This window comes from Haloarchaeobius amylolyticus (genome assembly GCF_026616195.1).
In the GTDB taxonomy this organism is placed as follows: Archaea; Halobacteriota; Halobacteria; order Halobacteriales; family Natrialbaceae; genus Haloarchaeobius; species Haloarchaeobius amylolyticus.
This window is the reverse complement of the sequence record NZ_JANHDH010000001.1, coordinates 295,699-310,788: the sequence shown is the minus strand read 5'-3', so window position 1 is coordinate 310,788 and position 15,090 is coordinate 295,699. Positions and strand designations below refer to the sequence as shown.

Sequence of the window (15,090 nt, the reverse complement as noted above, 5' to 3'; positions counted from 1 at the left end):
GTTCGGTGTCCAGGCAAGGGGGAATGTAACCAGAATAAGTTACGTCATGGGGGTGGTGTGACCGGGTGCGCCGACCTGTTCAGGCCATGCCGGGGATGGTCTCCAGTTCCCCGGCCTGCACGCCCCAGAGGTCGGCGTAGGTGCCGTCCTCCTCGAGCAGCTCGTCGTGGGTGCCGCGCTCCTCGACGCGGCCGTCCTCGAGCACGAGTATCTGGTCGGCGTCCTTCACCGTCGAGAGCCGGTGGGCGATGGCGACGACGGTGCGGTCGGCGACGAGGTCCTCGATGCTCTCCTGGATGCGCAACTCGGTCTCCGTGTCAACGTCGGAGGTCGCCTCGTCGAGCAGGAGGATGTCCGGGTCGCGCAGGAGCACGCGGGCGATACCGATGCGCTGGCGCTGGCCACCGGAGAGCTTCACGCCGCGCTCGCCGACCTCGGTGTCGTAGCCGTCCTCGAAGTCGGTGATGAACTCGTGGGCGTCGGCGGCCTTCGCGGCCTCGCGGATCTCCTCGTCCGTGGCGTCGAACTGCCCGTAGGCGATGTTGTCGCGGACACTCCCGTAGAACAGGTAGGTGTCCTGGCTGACGTAGCCCACCGAGTCCCGGAGGCTCTCGGGCGAGACCTCGCGGATGTCATGCCCGTCGATGCTGATGGCCCCCGAGTCCACGTCGTAGAGCCGTAACAGCAACTTCAGGACGGTGGACTTGCCGGCCCCGGTCGGGCCGACGAGCGCCAGCATCTCGCCGCCGGAGACCTCGAAGGAGACGTCCTCGAGGACGGTCTCCTCGTCGTCGTAGCCGAAGGTGACGTGGTCGTAGGCGACGGTGCCGTCGTGGACCGCGAGGTCCGGCAGGTCCTCGCCGCCGCCGAGGGTGCTCGGCTCGTCCATCAGGCCGAAGATACGCTCGGCCGAGGCGCGGGCGTTCTGGTAGAGGTTCACGAGTTCGCCGAACTGGCTCATCGGCCAGATGAACCGCTGGCCGAGGTAGACGAACGCGACGAACGTCCCGACCCGGAGCGTGCCACTCATGAACGGCGGGGCCTGGTTCGTCAGCACCCAGTGGCCACCGACCGCGAAGGTCAGTACGAACCCGATGCCGGCGGTGAAGCGCAGGCCCGGGAAGAACTTCACGCGCGTCGTGATGGCGTCCCAGTTCTTGTCGTAGTACTCCTGGGAGGCGTCGGTGACGCGGTCGGCCTCGAAGTCCTCGGTCGTGCTGGCCTTGATGACCTCGATGCCGCCGAGGTTGTTTTCTAACCTGGAGTTGAGCTGCCCGACCGTCGAGCGTACCTCGGAGTACATCGGCTGGATCGTCTGGACGAACTTGTACGTGAAGAACCCGATGAGCGGGACCGTGATCATTGTCAGCAGCGCCAGCTGCCACTGGAGGTACGCCAGCAGCACGGCGGTCACGCCCACGTTCACGAACAGCATCGTGGCGATGAAGATGCCACCGTTGAGGAACTGCTCGAGGCGGTTCACGTCGTTGTTCAGGACGCTCATGAGCTCGCCGGTCTGCTTGTCGGCGAAGAACTCGTAGTCGAGTCGCTGCATGGCGTCGTAGCTGTCCGCGCGGACGTTGTGCTGGACCGACTGGGCGAAGGAGTTCAGCCCCAGCCCCATCAGCCAGGTGAACAGCGAGGAGCTCAGGTACGTCAGCCCGACCAGCCCGAGCGAGAACCAGAACTGCCCGGTCCTGCTCGCCGGGACCAGCGCCTGCGGGACCAGCGGGAGCGAGTACTGCGGCTTCGTCTGGAGGAAGACCGCGTCGATGGTCTCTGCGAGGACGTACGTCGGCAGCAGGGCCATCGTGTGGGCGGCGATACCCATGAGGACGCCGCCGACGATGGCGACCCAGTGGTCGCGGCCGTACTCGCGGAACAGTCGGACCATCGGCCGGTCGACCCGGTCTCGCTGCTCCTCGAACGTGTCGTCGTCTTCGTCGTCTGTCGGTGTCGTCTCGGTCATCGTTTTGTCTTGAATCCTGTCATGTCGTGGTACAGGGTGGGCGGTGTACAGGCGATACTACCGGCTCGTGGGTGTGAACGGGCTCGTGGGTGGTGGCTTCGCTGAGATAGCCGCAGTGCCGCGGCTATGGCCGCGGGAAGCCAGGCCCGTGCCGCCCGGGACGGGCGGCCGAGAGAATCAAGCGAGTGCGGGGCGGAGGGTCAGCATCTGTCTGCCTCTACACGGTCATATCACCCATTTCACATCAAGTTAACTGAGTGGTGTTAGCATACCACATACGTCGTTCGTCCGTGCTTCCAGCCATCACGAACGACAGCCCGGTCTCGGCACGCTGGTCGACCGAGATGGTCCATGTATAACACAGAGCTCCAATAGCGCGGCGACCACTCCGCCGTCGGTCGAACGTGTGGCATCGTCCGTCCTATCCGATTGGGCCGGGCACCTACCAGTGGCCGGCACCGACCGTCTGGTATGGAGTCATCCGATTCAGCGCCGGTCGATATCGGCGACGAACTCGTCCTCGAGATCGAGGAGACGGGCGAGGAGGGCGACGGTATCGCACATCGACAGGGCTTCACCATCATCGTCCCCGGCGCGTCCCTCGGGGAGCGTATCGAGGGACGCATCCGCCATCTGGAGGCCGACTACGCGGTCGCGGAGCTGGTCCGCCACGAGAGCGGGGTCGACTGACCGCGCCCGGTTTCGGTCCGCGAACGAACACAATCCTTTTCGCTCGCTCGCCCCGACTCCCGGCCATGGACGCAGACGCGATCCTCGACCGGCTCCGGCAGGTCGAGGACCCGGCACTCGGCGACGACATCGTCTCGCTCGGACTGGTGAACGAGGTGGAGGTCACCGGCGACGAGGTCCACATCTCGCTGGCCCTCGGCGCCCCCTACTCGCCCAAGGAGACGAAGATGGCCAACGAGGTCCGCGAGGTCCTCGCCGACACCGGCCTCGACGTCGACCTCTCGGCGAAGACCGACACCGGGCTCACCGGCGACGAACAGGTGTTCCCGAACGTGGAGAACGTCATCGCGGTCGCCTCCGGCAAGGGCGGCGTCGGCAAGTCGACGATGGCGGTGAACATCGCGGCCGGCCTCTCGGACATGGGTGCCCGCGTCGGCCTGTTCGACGCCGACGTGTACGGCCCGAACGTCCCGCGGATGGTCGACGCCGACGAACCGCCGGGTGCGACCGAGGACGAGCAGCTCGTACCGCCGACGAAGTACGGGATGAAACTGATGTCGATGGCCTTCCTCGTCGGCGAGGACGACCCCGTCATCTGGCGCGGTCCGATGGTCCACAAGGTCCTCACCCAGCTCTGGGAGGACGTCGAGTGGGGCCACCTCGACTACATGGTCATCGACCTGCCGCCGGGCACCGGCGACACCCAGCTGACGCTCCTCCAGACCGTTCCAGTCACCGGGAGCGTCATCGTCACGACCCCGCAGGAGGTCGCCCTCGACGACGCCCGCAAGGGCCTGGAGATGTTCGGCAAGCACGACACCGTCGTCCTCGGAATCGCGGAGAACATGGGCTCGTTCAAGTGCCCGGACTGCGGCGGGGAACACGCCATCTTCGGTGAGGGCGGCGGCCAGAAGTTCGCCGACGCCCACGACATGCCGTTCCTCGGCTCGGTCCCGCTCGACCCGAAGGTCCGGACCGGCGGCGACGAGGGCAAACCCGTGGTGCTCGACCACGACAGCGAGACGGGCCAGGCCTTCCGCGACATCACCGAGGCCGTCGCGGACAACATCGGCTTCGTCAAGCGTCAGCAGCACGTCGACAGCCGATGAGCCCGCCCGAGGACGAGTCCGACCGCCGGTTCGAGCCCGACCCCGAGAAGGTGCAGTTCCTGCGCGACATCGCCGACGAGATCCGCGCGGAAGACCCCGAGAGCACCGAGTCGGACCAGCTCGCGAACATCCTCTACCGGACGAGCGACCTCTACGACGAGCGCGAGGACACCTCGCCCGAGGAGATCCTCCGGAACGTGAAGTTCATCCTCGACGTCATCGAACGCGGCGGTCTGGGCCGGTAACCTCGGTCCGCGCTACAGTTTCTCGCGGAGTCGCTCGATGCGCTCCTCCGTCGGCGGGTGCGACGACGGGAACACCCTCGGACTGACCAGCGTCTTCTCCTCGCGCTCGTCGACCATCTCCGACGACAGCGGCACGATGTACAGCGCGCTCTCGCCACCGTCGAGGTCGCGGAGGTCGCGGTCCGGCGCCCGTTCCATCCCGGACTCGATGGTCGTCAGGGCGCTCACGAGCGCGGCCGGGTCGCCCGTCGCCTCGGCGGCGGCGCGGTCGGCGGCGTACTCCCGGTAGCGCGAGAGCAGCCGGTAGCTCAGGAAGCCGGCGGCCCAGAAGACGACCGCGAGCAGGCCCATGAGCAGTAGCGAGAGGACGATGGCGGCGATGGCGACGAGGAAGCCGCCGGAGTCGTCGTCGCCGGGGATGATCCAGAAGTGGCCGAGCCCGTTGAACACGGTACTCACGAGTTTCGCGACGAAGAACGCGACCGTCGGGACGAGGAAGGCGACGCTCATCAGTGCGGCGTCGCGGTTCCGGACGTGGGCGAGTTCGTGGGCGACCGCGGCGTCGAGTTCGTCGTCGTCGAGGTCGTCGAGCAGCCCCTCGGTGACCGCGATGGTGGCGTCCGAGGGGGTACGGCCGACCGCGAAGGCGTTCGGCGCGCTGGCGTCGACGACCCGGACCTCGGGCGTCGGGATGCCGAACTGCTGGGCGGTGCGGCCCACCGAGGCGTGGAGGCGAGGGTACTCGTCCTCGTCGGCGGGTCGTGCGTGGCCGAGGCGGAGCGCGAGCGACGGGCCGACGAGATACTGTATCACGAGGGCGACCGCGGCGACCCCGGCCACGACCAGCGGGGAGATGGCCGGCACGATGGCGCCCTGGTGCCGACCCAGCAGCGACAGCACCGCGAAGGGGACCGTCAGCAGGCCGTAGAGGAACACCACGGGGAGCGCGGCGACGACCACGAGGGTCAGCAGCATCCGGACCACGAGGCCGCGGTCGGTGTTCGTGGCCGCACTCATCGGGCGGACACCTCCGGCAGGCGGGCCGGCCTGTCTGGCACCCGGCAGGGGTATCGTCGAGGACTGGAGGGACGCATGGCTCTGCCGAGAGTTAGCAACTTTTCGACATAAGTCTTCCGAGCACGCCCCGTCACCGGCGGTGGCGGCTCCGAAGCGCTTACCCACGTCCCAGCCCTCGCACCCGGTGTGGACGCGAATCAAGACGACCTCGCCAACCCCTTCGGGATGGACGAGGACTGCGAGAACTGCGACCTCTGCGGCCCGCGCGAGCGCGTCGTCCACGGCTACGGCGACGTGGGCGCGGACTTCCTCTTCGTCGGCGAGCGCCCGTCGGCCGACGCCGAGCAGGCCGGCGTCCCGTTCGCCCGCGACGAGACCTTCCTCTCCATCCTCCGGCGGCTCATGCTCTGTCGGGCCGACAGCGACCCCGACGAGCCCGAACTCGCGAACGTGTTCGTGACCTACCTCACCCGGTGCCGGGACCCCGAACGTCCCCCGACCGACGAGGAGGTCGCCACCTGCGAGCCCTACCTCAACGCCGAGATCCGGATGATCAACCCGGAGGTCATCGTCCCCGTCGGCGAGCGCGCGCTGTTCGAGATCGCCACCGAGTACACGACGACCCCGGCCGAGCGCTTCGACCTGCAGGCGGACCACGCCGAGCGCATCCGCGGGCGCGGGTTCGAACTCGTGCCGATGATACACCCCGCCGACCAGGCCGAGGACGACACCCAGACCTTCGTCGAGGCGTTCGCATCGCTGATGGCCTCGGACTACCGCCAGACGAAGGGTCGCAGGAGTCGCTGAACCGCGTTCTACCAGTACGTGTTCGCGCGCCACTCCTTCGAGCGCGCGCCGACGACCGACACCGCACCCATCACGGCGAGGACCACGAGGAAGCCGGCAGCCACCGCCACCAGTGTCACCTCGCCCGTGAGCGCGTCCAGGTTCGTCCCCATCGTCGCGAGCGCGCCGAGCCCCGACGCGAGGATGCCGAGGGGCACCAGCACGCCGAGAACTTTCAACCAGTTCATGTGCCATCCCACGGGACGGCCCCACATAAGTCCGCCCGGTCGCAGCAGGTGTGGACCCGCTCGTCGGTGTGACGAAGCCGACCCGAAGCGGCGGGTTCAAGACGCCCGCGACGCCAGACTCGGGTATGACACTCGTGGTCGTCCTCGCCGACCCGCCACGCGAGGGCCTCGTGCTGCCCCGACTCGCCGAGGAGACGCCCCTGTCGGCCGCCGAGGCCGCCGACTGCTACCGGGCCATGCTCGCCGACACCTTCCGCGCCGCCGCCGAGAGTGGTGGCGAACTCCTGGTGAACTATCGCGACGAGGACCGCCTCCCCGACGAGCACACGAAGGAGGACGGCACCGCCGAGGCCGAGGTCCGCGCCGTCGCCGAAGACGCCCTCGGCGACATCGACGACACGCGCTTCGAGGTGCAGGTCGGCTCCACCTACGACGCCCGCGTCGGCAACACCGTCACGCACCTCCTCGACCGCGAGGAGCACGCGTCCGTGCTCGTCATGGACGGGAACGCTCCCCTCGCTGGCCGGAAGGACATCGACAACGCCTCGATGAAGCTCCGGCGCTACGACGTGGTCCTCGGACCCGCCAGCGACGGCCGCGTCTGGGGCAGCGCCTTCACCGACCCCATCGACTTCGACGGCGCGTTCGCCCGCCCGGCGGTCGAGACGCTCACCGACCGCGCCTGCGACGCCGACCTCGAGGTCGACTACATCCCGAACTACGAGACGGTCGAGACTGGGGACGACCTCTGCTCGGTCGTCTCGGTCCTGCGCGCCCGGCAGCGCGCCGGCCGCATCGTTCCGCCACACACCACCGAGTTCGTCGACGACCTCGGGCTGGCGGTGGTCGAGGAAGACGGCGACCTGACGCTCGTCCGGGAGTAGACCGACAGGTCTTAGACGGTTCCGGGGATACACCCGACCGAGGGTGGGATGGCGGAGTGGACTAACGCGCCTGCCTTGAAAGCAGGTGGCCTTCGGCCTCCTGGGTTCGAATCCCAGTCCCACCGCATTTGCTCCGAGCGCTACCGCGAGGAGCAATGCGTAGATGCTGGCGATTCGAATCAGGGAGCGAAGCGAACGAAGTGAGCGGAGAGACCGTGGTTCGAATCCCAGTCCCACCGCGTTTTTCACGAGAACCACGCGAGGAGCGTCAGCGACGAGCGTGGCGAGTGAGAACGCGTACATGCTGGGATTCGAGCAGCGAGCAGTGCGCGGTTCGGAGTGAAACGAGAACCGCGAGGCGAACGGCGTAGCCGTGAGCAGCTCCGCTGCGAGTGAGTTCGAATCCCAGTCCCAGCGCATTCTCACGAGAACCACGTGAAGAGCGTCAGCCTCATCCCGACAGTACCGCTTCCGGGACTGTCCACATCGGTTGCGCGTCTACCACCGAGCGCGACCACCGAACGATAGCACCGGAAACCGCCATCCGTCGCGGTACAGAGTCTCTCACGGGCTTACTCTCCCTGCACTCAGTTTATGCTCTCTTGTCTACAATACTATAGTAGACTTATGAGTTGGGCCCGGGAGGACGAGCTGTTACTCCAGTACACGACGGACATCGTGACAGTCGTCGATTCCGCCGGGGTCATCAGGTACCAGAGCCCTTCCATCGAACGGATCCTCGAGTACGACCGCGAGGAACTCGTCGGGGAGGACGCCCTGCAGTACGTCCATCCCGACGACCGTGGCCACGTCGAGAGGGGGCTCCAGATGGCGCTGGAGGACCCGGAGACGGTTGCGTCGCTCGAGTACCGGTTCCGGCACGCCGACGGCTCGTGGCGGTGGATTGAGACGGTCCGGATAGAGTACCGGGACGCCCAGCGAACCGACGAACTGGTGGTCAGTTCGCGCGACGTGACCGAGCGAAAGCGCCAGGAGCAGCGACTGGACGCCGTGGTCTCGAACGCCCACGAGGCCATCTACGTCAAGGACGTCGACGGAACGTACCGGTTCATCAACGAGTACGGGGCCCAGTTCTTCGACATGACGCCTGAGGAGATCGTCGGCAAGACCGACTTCGACCTCTTCGACGAGGAGAGCGCCAGACAGATCCAGATGCTGGACGAGCGCGTGCTGGCCGGCGAGGAGAACCGCATCACCGAGGCGACCCAGTACATCGACGGCGAGGAGCACGTCTTCCTCGACAACAAGTTCCCGTACTTCGACGACGACGGGCAGGTGCGGGGACTGGTCGGCTTCAGCACGGACATCACGGACCGCAAGCGGCAACAGCGCGAGCTAGCGGCGCTGAAGGAGGAGTTCGAGACGGTCTTCGAGAACGCCCAGGCCGGGCTGGTACTCATCGACGCCGACAGCGGCGAGGTGTTCCAGTTCCAGCGACTCAACCCGGTCGTGGAGTCGGTCTTCGGCGTGCGCAGTGAGGAGGCCAGCGGGCGGACGCCCCGCGAGGTCCTCGGGGAGGAGACCGGGGCGGCCCTCGAGGCGAACTACCGGGCGTGCTACGAGCGACAGGAGCCCCTGACGTTCCGTGAGACGCTGGAGCTCCCGGGCGGGCGTCGGACCTACCAGACGAAACTGGCGCCCGTCCTCGTCGGCGGCGAGGTGAGCCACATCGTCGCCTCGAAGCTCGACGTGACCGAGCGCGAGCGACGCGCCGAGCAGGTCGAGGCGCTCCACGGGGCGACCCAGCGATTGCTGGAGGCCGAGACGGAACAGGAGATCGCCGACATCGCCGTCGACGCGGCCCAGCGACTGCTCGGCTACCCGATGCCGACGGTCTGGCTCGTGAACGACGAGGGCACCGAACTGGCACTGGCCGCCCAGACGAGCGAGCACCGGGAACTCCTGCTCGACACGGAGACCGACCAGCCGACGCACCCGCGTGGTGACTGGCTCTGGGACCTGTTCGAGACGGGCGAGACGGAGGTCTTCGAGTCGCTCGCACAGGAGCGGCTGGCGGCCGACGTCCCGGTGGATTCGGCCATCATCGTCCCGCTTTCGGACTTCGGCGTGCTCTCCTGTGGCGCGACAGAGGAACGGACCTTCGACGACTCGGACGTGACGCTCGTCACCATCCTCGGCCAGAGCGTCGCCACCGCACTGCGCGAACTCGCGAACCAGCGCGAACTCCAGCGCAAGAACGAGCACCTCGAGGAGTTCACGAGCGTCGTCAGCCACGACCTCCGGGGGCCACTGACGGTCGCCAGTCTCCACACCGAGTTGCTGGGCGACGCGGTCGAGAGCGAGCACCTCGACGCGATCCGCCGGTCGCACGACCAGATGGCGGCACTCATCGACGACCTGCTCACGCTCGCCCGGCAGGGCCGGAGCATCGACGAACTCGTCGAGGTCGACCTGGAGAGCATCGCCCGTGAGGCGTGGGAGAACATCTGCGTGAACGACGTGGACGCCACACTCGCGGTCGAGGGCGGCCGCACGGTCCTGGCGGACGACCGCCGGCTCGGCCAGCTCCTCGAGAACCTGTTCCGCAACGCGGTACAACACGCGACGACGGCGCCCGACGACGGTGACCCGTCGGTTCGCGTCCGCGTCGGCCCCCTCGATGGCGGGTTCTACGTCACGGACGACGGCCCCGGCATCCCGGAGACGGAGCGCCGGTCGGTGTTCGAGTCGGGGTACTCGACCGCCGAGTCCGGTACGGGCTTCGGGCTCGCCATCGTCAAGAACGTGGCCGAGGCCCACGGGTGGGACGTCTCGGTGACCGATGGCATCGACGGCGGTGCCCGGTTCGAGTTCACCGGCGTCGAGTTGCCCTGAGCCCCGGCGAGCCACAGAGATTTATCCACCGGAATCGATTACTACAGCATGACAGATATCTCCGCGTCACACCCGGCGGTCCGCCGGACCGAACTGGTCGCCTCGTTGCTCGACGACGCCATCAGGGTCCCGGGGACGAACATCCGCATCGGGCTCGACCCCATCGTGGGGCTGCTCCCGGGCGTCGGCGACGCGGCGTCGGCTGCGGTCTCGCTCTACATCGTCGCCGAAGCCTACCGCGCCGGCGTCCCGAAGACGACGCTCGTGCGGATGCTCGCGAACGTCGGCATCGACGCGAGCGTCGGCGCGATACCCATCGTGGGTGACGCCTTCGACGCGGTGTGGAAGGGCAACCGGAAGAACGTCGAGTTGCTCAAACGGTCGCTGGAGAACTGAGTCCGGCTACTCCCAGGACGTGTCCACGGTGAGGGCACGCTCCAGCAGGGTGTCGTCGTACATCTCGCTCGTCTGGTCGGGGTGGGCGGCGTCGATCTCGCGGACCGTCTCGACCGTGTTCACGAAGTTCTTGAACGTCGCCTCGTCGACCATCTGGCCGTCGACGGTGACCGCCCCGGTCCCGCCCGCCTTGGCCTCCTGGAACTGCTCTATCTTGTGGACGTCGCGCCGGAGTTCCTCGGTGGTCGGCATGTGGATGCGGTTGGCCTGTGCAGTCTGCTTGGGGTAGAGCGACCACGACCCGTCGAGCCCGAGCTGGGCCTCGTGTTCGACCTGGTCGGCGTAGCCGTCGGCGTTGTAGAACGTGACGCCGGCGCGTTCCTTGAACAGGTGGTCGAAGGGGCCGCCGATGGCGACGAGGTCGTTCGCGCTCGCCTCGTTCGACATGGCCTCCAGCAGGCCGTCCCACCGCGGGCGGCCGGAGCCGATGTCCCGTCCCCCCAGTTCGGCGGTGTAGTCGACCGGGCCGAAGACCAGCCCTTCGAGGCGCGAATCGCTCCCGAACAGCGAGATCTCACGCAGGTCGGAACGCGCCTGAGCCGTCTCGACGATGACCGAGAGCCCGATGGCGCCGTCCTCGAAGCCGAACTCGCGCTCGGCCTCGGCGACGACCCCGGCAGCCGCCTTCACGTCCTCGAGCCGGCCGACCTTCGGGACGACCACGCCGTCGATGTACTCGCCGACCTCGCCGACGAGCCGGCGGATCTCCTCGCGGCCCTGCTCGCGGGCGGCCTCGGAGTCGTAGGCCCACTGGACGCGCGGCCAGATCTCGCCGGGGAAGTCGTCGGCGTGCTCGGGGAGCCGGTCGACGACGTTCTCCAGTGCCTCGGCCTTCATGTCCGGCGCGGTGCCGTCCTCGAGGTCGGGCACGAGCCAGTCGGGGGCTTCGAAGCCCGCCGCGCCGAGCGCGGAGTCGAGATACTTCGCCGTGTTGTCGCGGGGGACGGCGGCCGGTGCGGTCTGGAAAGTGCGTGCGAGTCCTGTCATGTTAGTTCCTCGTCTGGATTCGGGCGCGACGGGTGCCCGAGTAGACGGGCTCGTCGCGCTGGTTGAAAGCGATGTGCTCGAACGTCACGGTGCCGGCAGTCTCGTCGGCGTCGCCCGCATCGAGGACGCGGGTGAACCCGTAGACGGTGTCGCCCGGCGTGACGAACGTGTGGAAGCGCTCGTCGTCGCAGCCGATCTCTCGATACGTGGCCTCGTCGGAGCGTGCGTGGCCGAGTGCGACCGACCGCGTCACGTCCCCGTAGGCGACGATGTCGCCCGAGGGCGAGTCACCCATCACGTCGACGTTGTGGTGCTGCTTCGCCGTGTTGAGCGTCATCAGGGGGAGCGTGGCGACCAGCACGTCGTCCATGGTCCGGCCGCGCTCGTGGCGATAGGCGACCGCGGCGTCGCGGTCCGCCGCCTCGTCGAGGGCGGCCTGTAGGTCCTCGAAGTAGGGGCCGTCTGGGGTGACGAACTCTGCGGGCGTGTCGTCGCCCGCGTCGTCTTCGGGGTCCTCCATGGTCTCGCCGTCGGTCGCCTGCCCACCGTCGGTCGCCACCGGCTCCCGTCGCGGAATCATGTTCGTGCGCTCGTAGCTGAGCAGGGCCTCGCCGGTCTCGGCGTCGATGCCCTCGGTCTCCCACGTCACGATGCCGTACTCGGGCCGCGACGAGGAGGCCTTCTTGCCCTGGACCGTCGAGGACACCCGGAGTTCGGTCCCGGGCGCCACGTCCTGCTGGTGGTACCGCAGGTTCGTCCGCCCGAGGAAGTAGCCGCCCTTCTCCGAGAGGTCCTCGACCGTCGGCCCCATCACGGCCGCCACGAGGTAGTCCGGGTGGACCGGCGGTTCCTCGAAGCCCACCTCGCGGGCGGCGTCGGTCCGCCAGTAGATGGGGTCGTGGTTGAGCGTCTGGCTCGCCCACAGTTCGTTCGCGTAGTTCGAGAGGGTGAGGCCGGGGGCGTGGTCGATGGTCTGGCCCTCGGTGAAGTCCTCGAAGCAGTTGCCCTTCTCGCGTGTCTCCGTCTGTTCGAGTATCGTCTGGAACGTCTCTGTGTCCGTGTAATCCATTGTCGTCTGCTACTGGAATCTCCTGAATCGTCAATCGTCCGCCGGTGCCTCGGGTGCGGTCTGCATCCGGGCGAGGGCCCGGTGCATCTCGTTGGTCACGACCATGAAGCCCTCGTCGAAGCCCATGCCGGGCTTGGCGAGGGTCTGGGCCGCGTCGGTCGCCAGCGCCACGTGGGCGCAGGCCCGCGCCGAGGTCACCGTCTCGTTGCAGGTACCACCCAGGTACGCCCGGGTGTCGGTACCTTCGCAGTACCGGACCGCCTGTCCGGAGCGCTGGACCCCGCCGAGGTCGGGCGTCTTCACCTGCACGAGGTCGGCCGCACCCGCGTCGACGAACGCGCGAACGTCCTCGAAGGTGTTGCACCACTCGTCGGCGACGATGTCGACGCCGACGCCGTCGTCGCGGAGGCCCTCCCGGAGTTCGGCCATCGCGTCGATCTGGGCCTCGCGGCTGCCCTCGTCCATCGGCCCCTCTATCTGTAGCTCGAAGGGGCCGGCGGCGTCCGCGAGGGTGGTGAAGTAGTCGGTCACCTCGGCGCGGTCGTAGGGTGCCCCGAACACCTCGCCGAGGATACCGTACACGTCGATGTGGATGGTCGGGTCGTAGCCCTCGGGCCCGAGTTCCGGTGCCCGGGTGGCGAGCCACGCGATGTACTCGCGGAGGCGCTCGCCAGATTCGCCGACCTTCTCGACCGAGTTGAACAGGCCGTGCGGCAGGACCGGGACGCCCTTTATCATCATCTTCTCGGCGTTCACCCGGCGGTCGTCGCCGGACTGCCCGAAGACCGGAATCGGCTCGGTCGCCGGGGTGGTCCCGAGGGAGTCGGCCAGCACCTCCGTCATGGTCTCACCGCGAGCGCTGGCCGCCGCGTCCAGCAGTGCCTGCGAGACGCCGTATCTGACCGCGGTGTGGAGCTGGTCGCCGTCGGACTCTGCAGAGGGCAGTTCCTCGATGGCCGCCGCGTTGTCGTCGAACGCGTCTGGGTCCCGGCCCCGCAGCTCGCGGGCGACCGCGCCCTCGACGACCTCGCGGTAGGTCTCGGCGCGGAACAGCGGGTCGCGCCCGCCGGCGCCGGAGTACTGGACCGCACAGCAGTCGCCGGAGGCGACGGTGCCGTCCGAGAGTTCGAGTTCGACCACGAGGGCCTCGCCTGCCTCTCGCACCTCGTCGAAGCCGGGCGTGACGGGGTCGCCGGTGTAGGCGAAGCCGTCGTGTTCGGCGCCCTGCTTGATGGCGCGCTGGTCGTCGAAGAAGAACCCCGAGACCGCCGGGATGGCGCGGACCCGTTCAATCCGCACGGGTCTCACCCCCGTTCTGGCCGCCACCGTCACGACGACCCTTCCCGGTCCCCGGACGGCCGATGAGCTTCCCGTCGCTGATGGCGTCGACGTCGTCGGCGACCATCCGGAACGACTGCTTGCGCCCTTCGGTCTCGGCGCGCGTGTCGAGTCGGGCCGCGTGGATCTCCTTGACGTCGTCCTCGATGGCGAGGTTGCCCCACTCGAAGATGCGGACCCGGCCGTCGTCGTCGCGGGCCGGGAGGACCGCGCTCTGGGCCGCGTCGCTCGGGGCGAAGGGGACGTCCAGCGCGCCGGTCGAGAACGCCTCGACGGTGCCCTGGGCGACGTCGCCGTCGCCGTGGGCCTCGATGGCGGTGAGGAGCTGGCGCGTCTCGCGCTCGATGAGGTCCTGTTCCTCGTCGACCCCGTCGAGCGAGATGGCCTGCTCGACGACCATGTCGATGAGCTGGCGGGTCGTCCGGAGGCCGGCCGCGTTGGCCTCCTTGGTCGGGACGCCCTGGAACTCCTGTGGCGACTTCGTGATGACCTTGTCCGGCTGCGCGATGGCGGCCGTGGTGCCACCGAGGCCGATGACGCCGTTCGCCCGGGCCTCGTCCGGCGGGAAGCCGCCCATCCACTCGTGGAAGACGGTCGTGACCGTCACGTCGTCGGGCAGGTACTCGTTGCCGAGCTTGCGCAGGGCGCGCAGGGCGGCCACGTCCTGGACGACGTTGCCGACCTGCCCGTACCCGAGCGTGACGCTCTTGACGCCCTGGGTCGCCGCGAGCTTCCCCTCGACCAGCCCGATGGCGATGGCGATGCTCGGCGGGACGAGCGTCCCCGTCAGGGGGCCGAAGGGTTCGCGGTTGATGGTGACACCGCGCTCGGTGTACGCGCCCGCCAGTCGGTCGACGTACTGCCAGTGCTCGATGGTCTCCGCGAGGTCGCGCTCCTTGGTGTAGGGGATGTTGTACGAGATGGGACCGCCCTCGAAGCTCTGGAAGCCGCCCGCGAAGGTGACCGCGGCCAGGAGCCGGGCGTCGGGCGTCCCGTGACGGACCTCGATGGGTGCGTCGACGCGCTCGATGAGCTCGCGACAGCCTTCGACCCCGTGGTTGACCGCCGGGAACCCGTTCAGGGTGTCCTCGTCGGTTTCGCGGGCCTTCTCGAGGCCCTCCTCGGCCTTCCCGTACTCGTTGTCGCGGGTGTAGGAGTCGATGGTCGTCGGGAGCAGGTCGGCCGCGCCGTCCTCGTGGAGGTGGCACAGCAGGTTGACCTGGTCGTCGATGCGGGGGACGCCGGCGCGTGGCTGTAACAGTGGCCGGTCGGCCGACTCCAGCACGTCCGCGAAGCGCTTGTGCTCGGGGAGGGACTCGTGGTAGGCGATGGCCTCCTCGAAGTCCACGTCCTGCCCGGTGGGCCAGTTGTCCCGGATGCGTTCGTCGATGCGTTGCAACTGCTCGGCCGGAATGCGTTCGTCGCGTAACATCTAG

General features: G+C 68.2%; 14 protein-coding genes and 1 tRNA gene. 8 read left to right on the top strand and 7 right to left on the bottom strand.

Annotated elements, in window-relative coordinates; translation table 11 throughout:
* Positions 1–79 precede the first annotated feature (79 nt).
* On the bottom strand, positions 80–1,969 hold the full coding sequence (locus tag NOV86_RS01590) for an ABC transporter ATP-binding protein (RefSeq protein ID WP_267639474.1): 1,890 nt from the start codon (positions 1,967–1,969) through the stop codon (positions 80–82).
* A gap of 471 nt (positions 1,970–2,440) precedes the next feature.
* On the opposite strand from NOV86_RS01590, the gene NOV86_RS01585 reads away from it, so the two are divergent.
* From NOV86_RS01585 to NOV86_RS01575, 3 genes are all read left to right on the top strand, one after another.
* Entirely contained in the window at positions 2,441–2,659 is a 219-nt protein-coding gene (locus NOV86_RS01585) for a TRAM domain-containing protein (RefSeq protein WP_267639473.1), read from the top strand.
* Between the two features lie 65 nt (positions 2,660–2,724).
* A complete protein-coding gene (locus NOV86_RS01580) occupies positions 2,725–3,768 on the top strand; it encodes an Mrp/NBP35 family ATP-binding protein (RefSeq protein WP_267639472.1) in 1,044 nt (347 codons plus the stop codon).
* Positions 3,765–4,013, top strand: a complete 249-nt coding sequence (locus tag NOV86_RS01575) for a DUF7976 family protein (protein ID WP_267639471.1) — start codon at positions 3,765–3,767, stop codon at positions 4,011–4,013. Before NOV86_RS01580 ends, NOV86_RS01575 begins: the two co-directional genes overlap by 4 nt.
* A gap of 12 nt (positions 4,014–4,025) precedes the next feature.
* Here the strand turns inward: NOV86_RS01575 and NOV86_RS01570 are convergent, their stop codons facing one another.
* Entirely contained in the window at positions 4,026–5,030 is a 1,005-nt protein-coding gene (locus tag NOV86_RS01570; RefSeq protein ID WP_267639470.1) for a M48 family metalloprotease, read from the bottom strand.
* A 186-nt stretch (positions 5,031–5,216) separates the two neighbouring features.
* Here NOV86_RS01570 and NOV86_RS01565 point away from each other — a divergent pair, with 186 nt between their 5' ends.
* Positions 5,217–5,837 carry a uracil-DNA glycosylase gene (locus tag NOV86_RS01565; protein WP_267639469.1) on the top strand — a complete coding sequence of 207 codons (621 nt, stop codon included), beginning with the start codon at positions 5,217–5,219 and terminating at the stop codon, positions 5,835–5,837.
* Between the two features lie 8 nt (positions 5,838–5,845).
* Here NOV86_RS01565 and NOV86_RS01560 read toward each other — a convergent pair whose 3' ends face one another.
* Positions 5,846–6,064: a hypothetical protein gene (locus NOV86_RS01560; protein WP_267639468.1), complete on the bottom strand. Its 219-nt coding sequence runs from the start codon at positions 6,062–6,064 to the stop codon at positions 5,846–5,848.
* A gap of 125 nt (positions 6,065–6,189) precedes the next feature.
* Here NOV86_RS01560 and NOV86_RS01555 point away from each other — a divergent pair, with 125 nt between their 5' ends.
* The 4 genes from NOV86_RS01555 (at position 6,190) to NOV86_RS01540 (ending at position 10,200) form a co-directional block, all read left to right on the top strand.
* Positions 6,190–6,948 (top strand): glycosyltransferase family protein, encoded by a 759-nt coding sequence (locus tag NOV86_RS01555; protein WP_267639467.1) that lies wholly within the window; start codon positions 6,190–6,192, stop codon positions 6,946–6,948.
* 42 nt (positions 6,949–6,990) lie between these two features.
* Positions 6,991–7,073, top strand: a tRNA-Ser gene (locus NOV86_RS01550).
* 502 nt (positions 7,074–7,575) lie between these two features.
* Positions 7,576–9,804: a sensor histidine kinase gene (locus tag NOV86_RS01545; RefSeq protein ID WP_267639466.1), complete on the top strand. Its 2,229-nt coding sequence runs from the start codon at positions 7,576–7,578 to the stop codon at positions 9,802–9,804.
* A gap of 48 nt (positions 9,805–9,852) precedes the next feature.
* Complete coding sequence (locus tag NOV86_RS01540; RefSeq protein ID WP_267639465.1) at positions 9,853–10,200, top strand: DUF4112 domain-containing protein; 348 nt, start codon at positions 9,853–9,855, stop codon at positions 10,198–10,200.
* Positions 10,201–10,206: 6 nt separating this feature from the next.
* Here NOV86_RS01540 and citE read toward each other — a convergent pair whose 3' ends face one another.
* Genes citE through NOV86_RS01520 form a run of 4 tightly spaced genes read right to left on the bottom strand, consistent with a single transcriptional unit; the run spans position 10,207 to position 15,086 of the window.
* Positions 10,207–11,247: an L-malyl-CoA/beta-methylmalyl-CoA lyase gene (gene citE / locus NOV86_RS01535; protein ID WP_267639464.1), complete on the bottom strand. Its 1,041-nt coding sequence runs from the start codon at positions 11,245–11,247 to the stop codon at positions 10,207–10,209.
* Position 11,248: 1 nt separating this feature from the next.
* The gene (gene mch, locus NOV86_RS01530; protein WP_267639463.1) at positions 11,249–12,316 is read right to left on the bottom strand and encodes a 2-methylfumaryl-CoA hydratase; all 1,068 of its coding nucleotides are present in this window, start codon (positions 12,314–12,316) and stop codon (positions 11,249–11,251) included.
* 30 nt (positions 12,317–12,346) lie between these two features.
* Positions 12,347–13,615 carry a methylaspartate ammonia-lyase gene (locus NOV86_RS01525; RefSeq protein ID WP_267639462.1) on the bottom strand — a complete coding sequence of 423 codons (1,269 nt, stop codon included), beginning with the start codon at positions 13,613–13,615 and terminating at the stop codon, positions 12,347–12,349.
* Positions 13,605–15,086 carry a methylaspartate mutase subunit E gene (locus NOV86_RS01520; RefSeq protein ID WP_267639461.1) on the bottom strand — a complete coding sequence of 494 codons (1,482 nt, stop codon included), beginning with the start codon at positions 15,084–15,086 and terminating at the stop codon, positions 13,605–13,607. The genes NOV86_RS01525 and NOV86_RS01520 overlap by 11 nt, the downstream gene beginning before the upstream one ends.
* Positions 15,087–15,090: the final 4 nt, after the last annotated feature.

Coding starts and splice junctions, on each gene's coding strand:
- NOV86_RS01570 (WP_267639470.1), bottom strand. CDS start 5,030: ATGAGTGCGGCCACGAACACCGACCGCGGCCTCGTGGTCCGGATGCTG.
- mch (WP_267639463.1), bottom strand. CDS start 12,316: ATGGATTACACGGACACAGAGACGTTCCAGACGATACTCGAACAGACG.
- NOV86_RS01585 (WP_267639473.1), top strand. CDS start 2,441: ATGGAGTCATCCGATTCAGCGCCGGTCGATATCGGCGACGAACTCGTC.
- NOV86_RS01520 (WP_267639461.1), bottom strand. CDS start 15,086: ATGTTACGCGACGAACGCATTCCGGCCGAGCAGTTGCAACGCATCGAC.
- NOV86_RS01555 (WP_267639467.1), top strand. CDS start 6,190: ATGACACTCGTGGTCGTCCTCGCCGACCCGCCACGCGAGGGCCTCGTG.
- NOV86_RS01580 (WP_267639472.1), top strand. CDS start 2,725: ATGGACGCAGACGCGATCCTCGACCGGCTCCGGCAGGTCGAGGACCCG.
- NOV86_RS01590 (WP_267639474.1), bottom strand. CDS start 1,969: ATGACCGAGACGACACCGACAGACGACGAAGACGACGACACGTTCGAG.
- NOV86_RS01560 (WP_267639468.1), bottom strand. CDS start 6,064: ATGAACTGGTTGAAAGTTCTCGGCGTGCTGGTGCCCCTCGGCATCCTC.
- NOV86_RS01540 (WP_267639465.1), top strand. CDS start 9,853: ATGACAGATATCTCCGCGTCACACCCGGCGGTCCGCCGGACCGAACTG.
- NOV86_RS01575 (WP_267639471.1), top strand. CDS start 3,765: ATGAGCCCGCCCGAGGACGAGTCCGACCGCCGGTTCGAGCCCGACCCC.
- NOV86_RS01545 (WP_267639466.1), top strand. CDS start 7,576: ATGAGTTGGGCCCGGGAGGACGAGCTGTTACTCCAGTACACGACGGAC.
- citE (WP_267639464.1), bottom strand. CDS start 11,247: ATGACAGGACTCGCACGCACTTTCCAGACCGCACCGGCCGCCGTCCCC.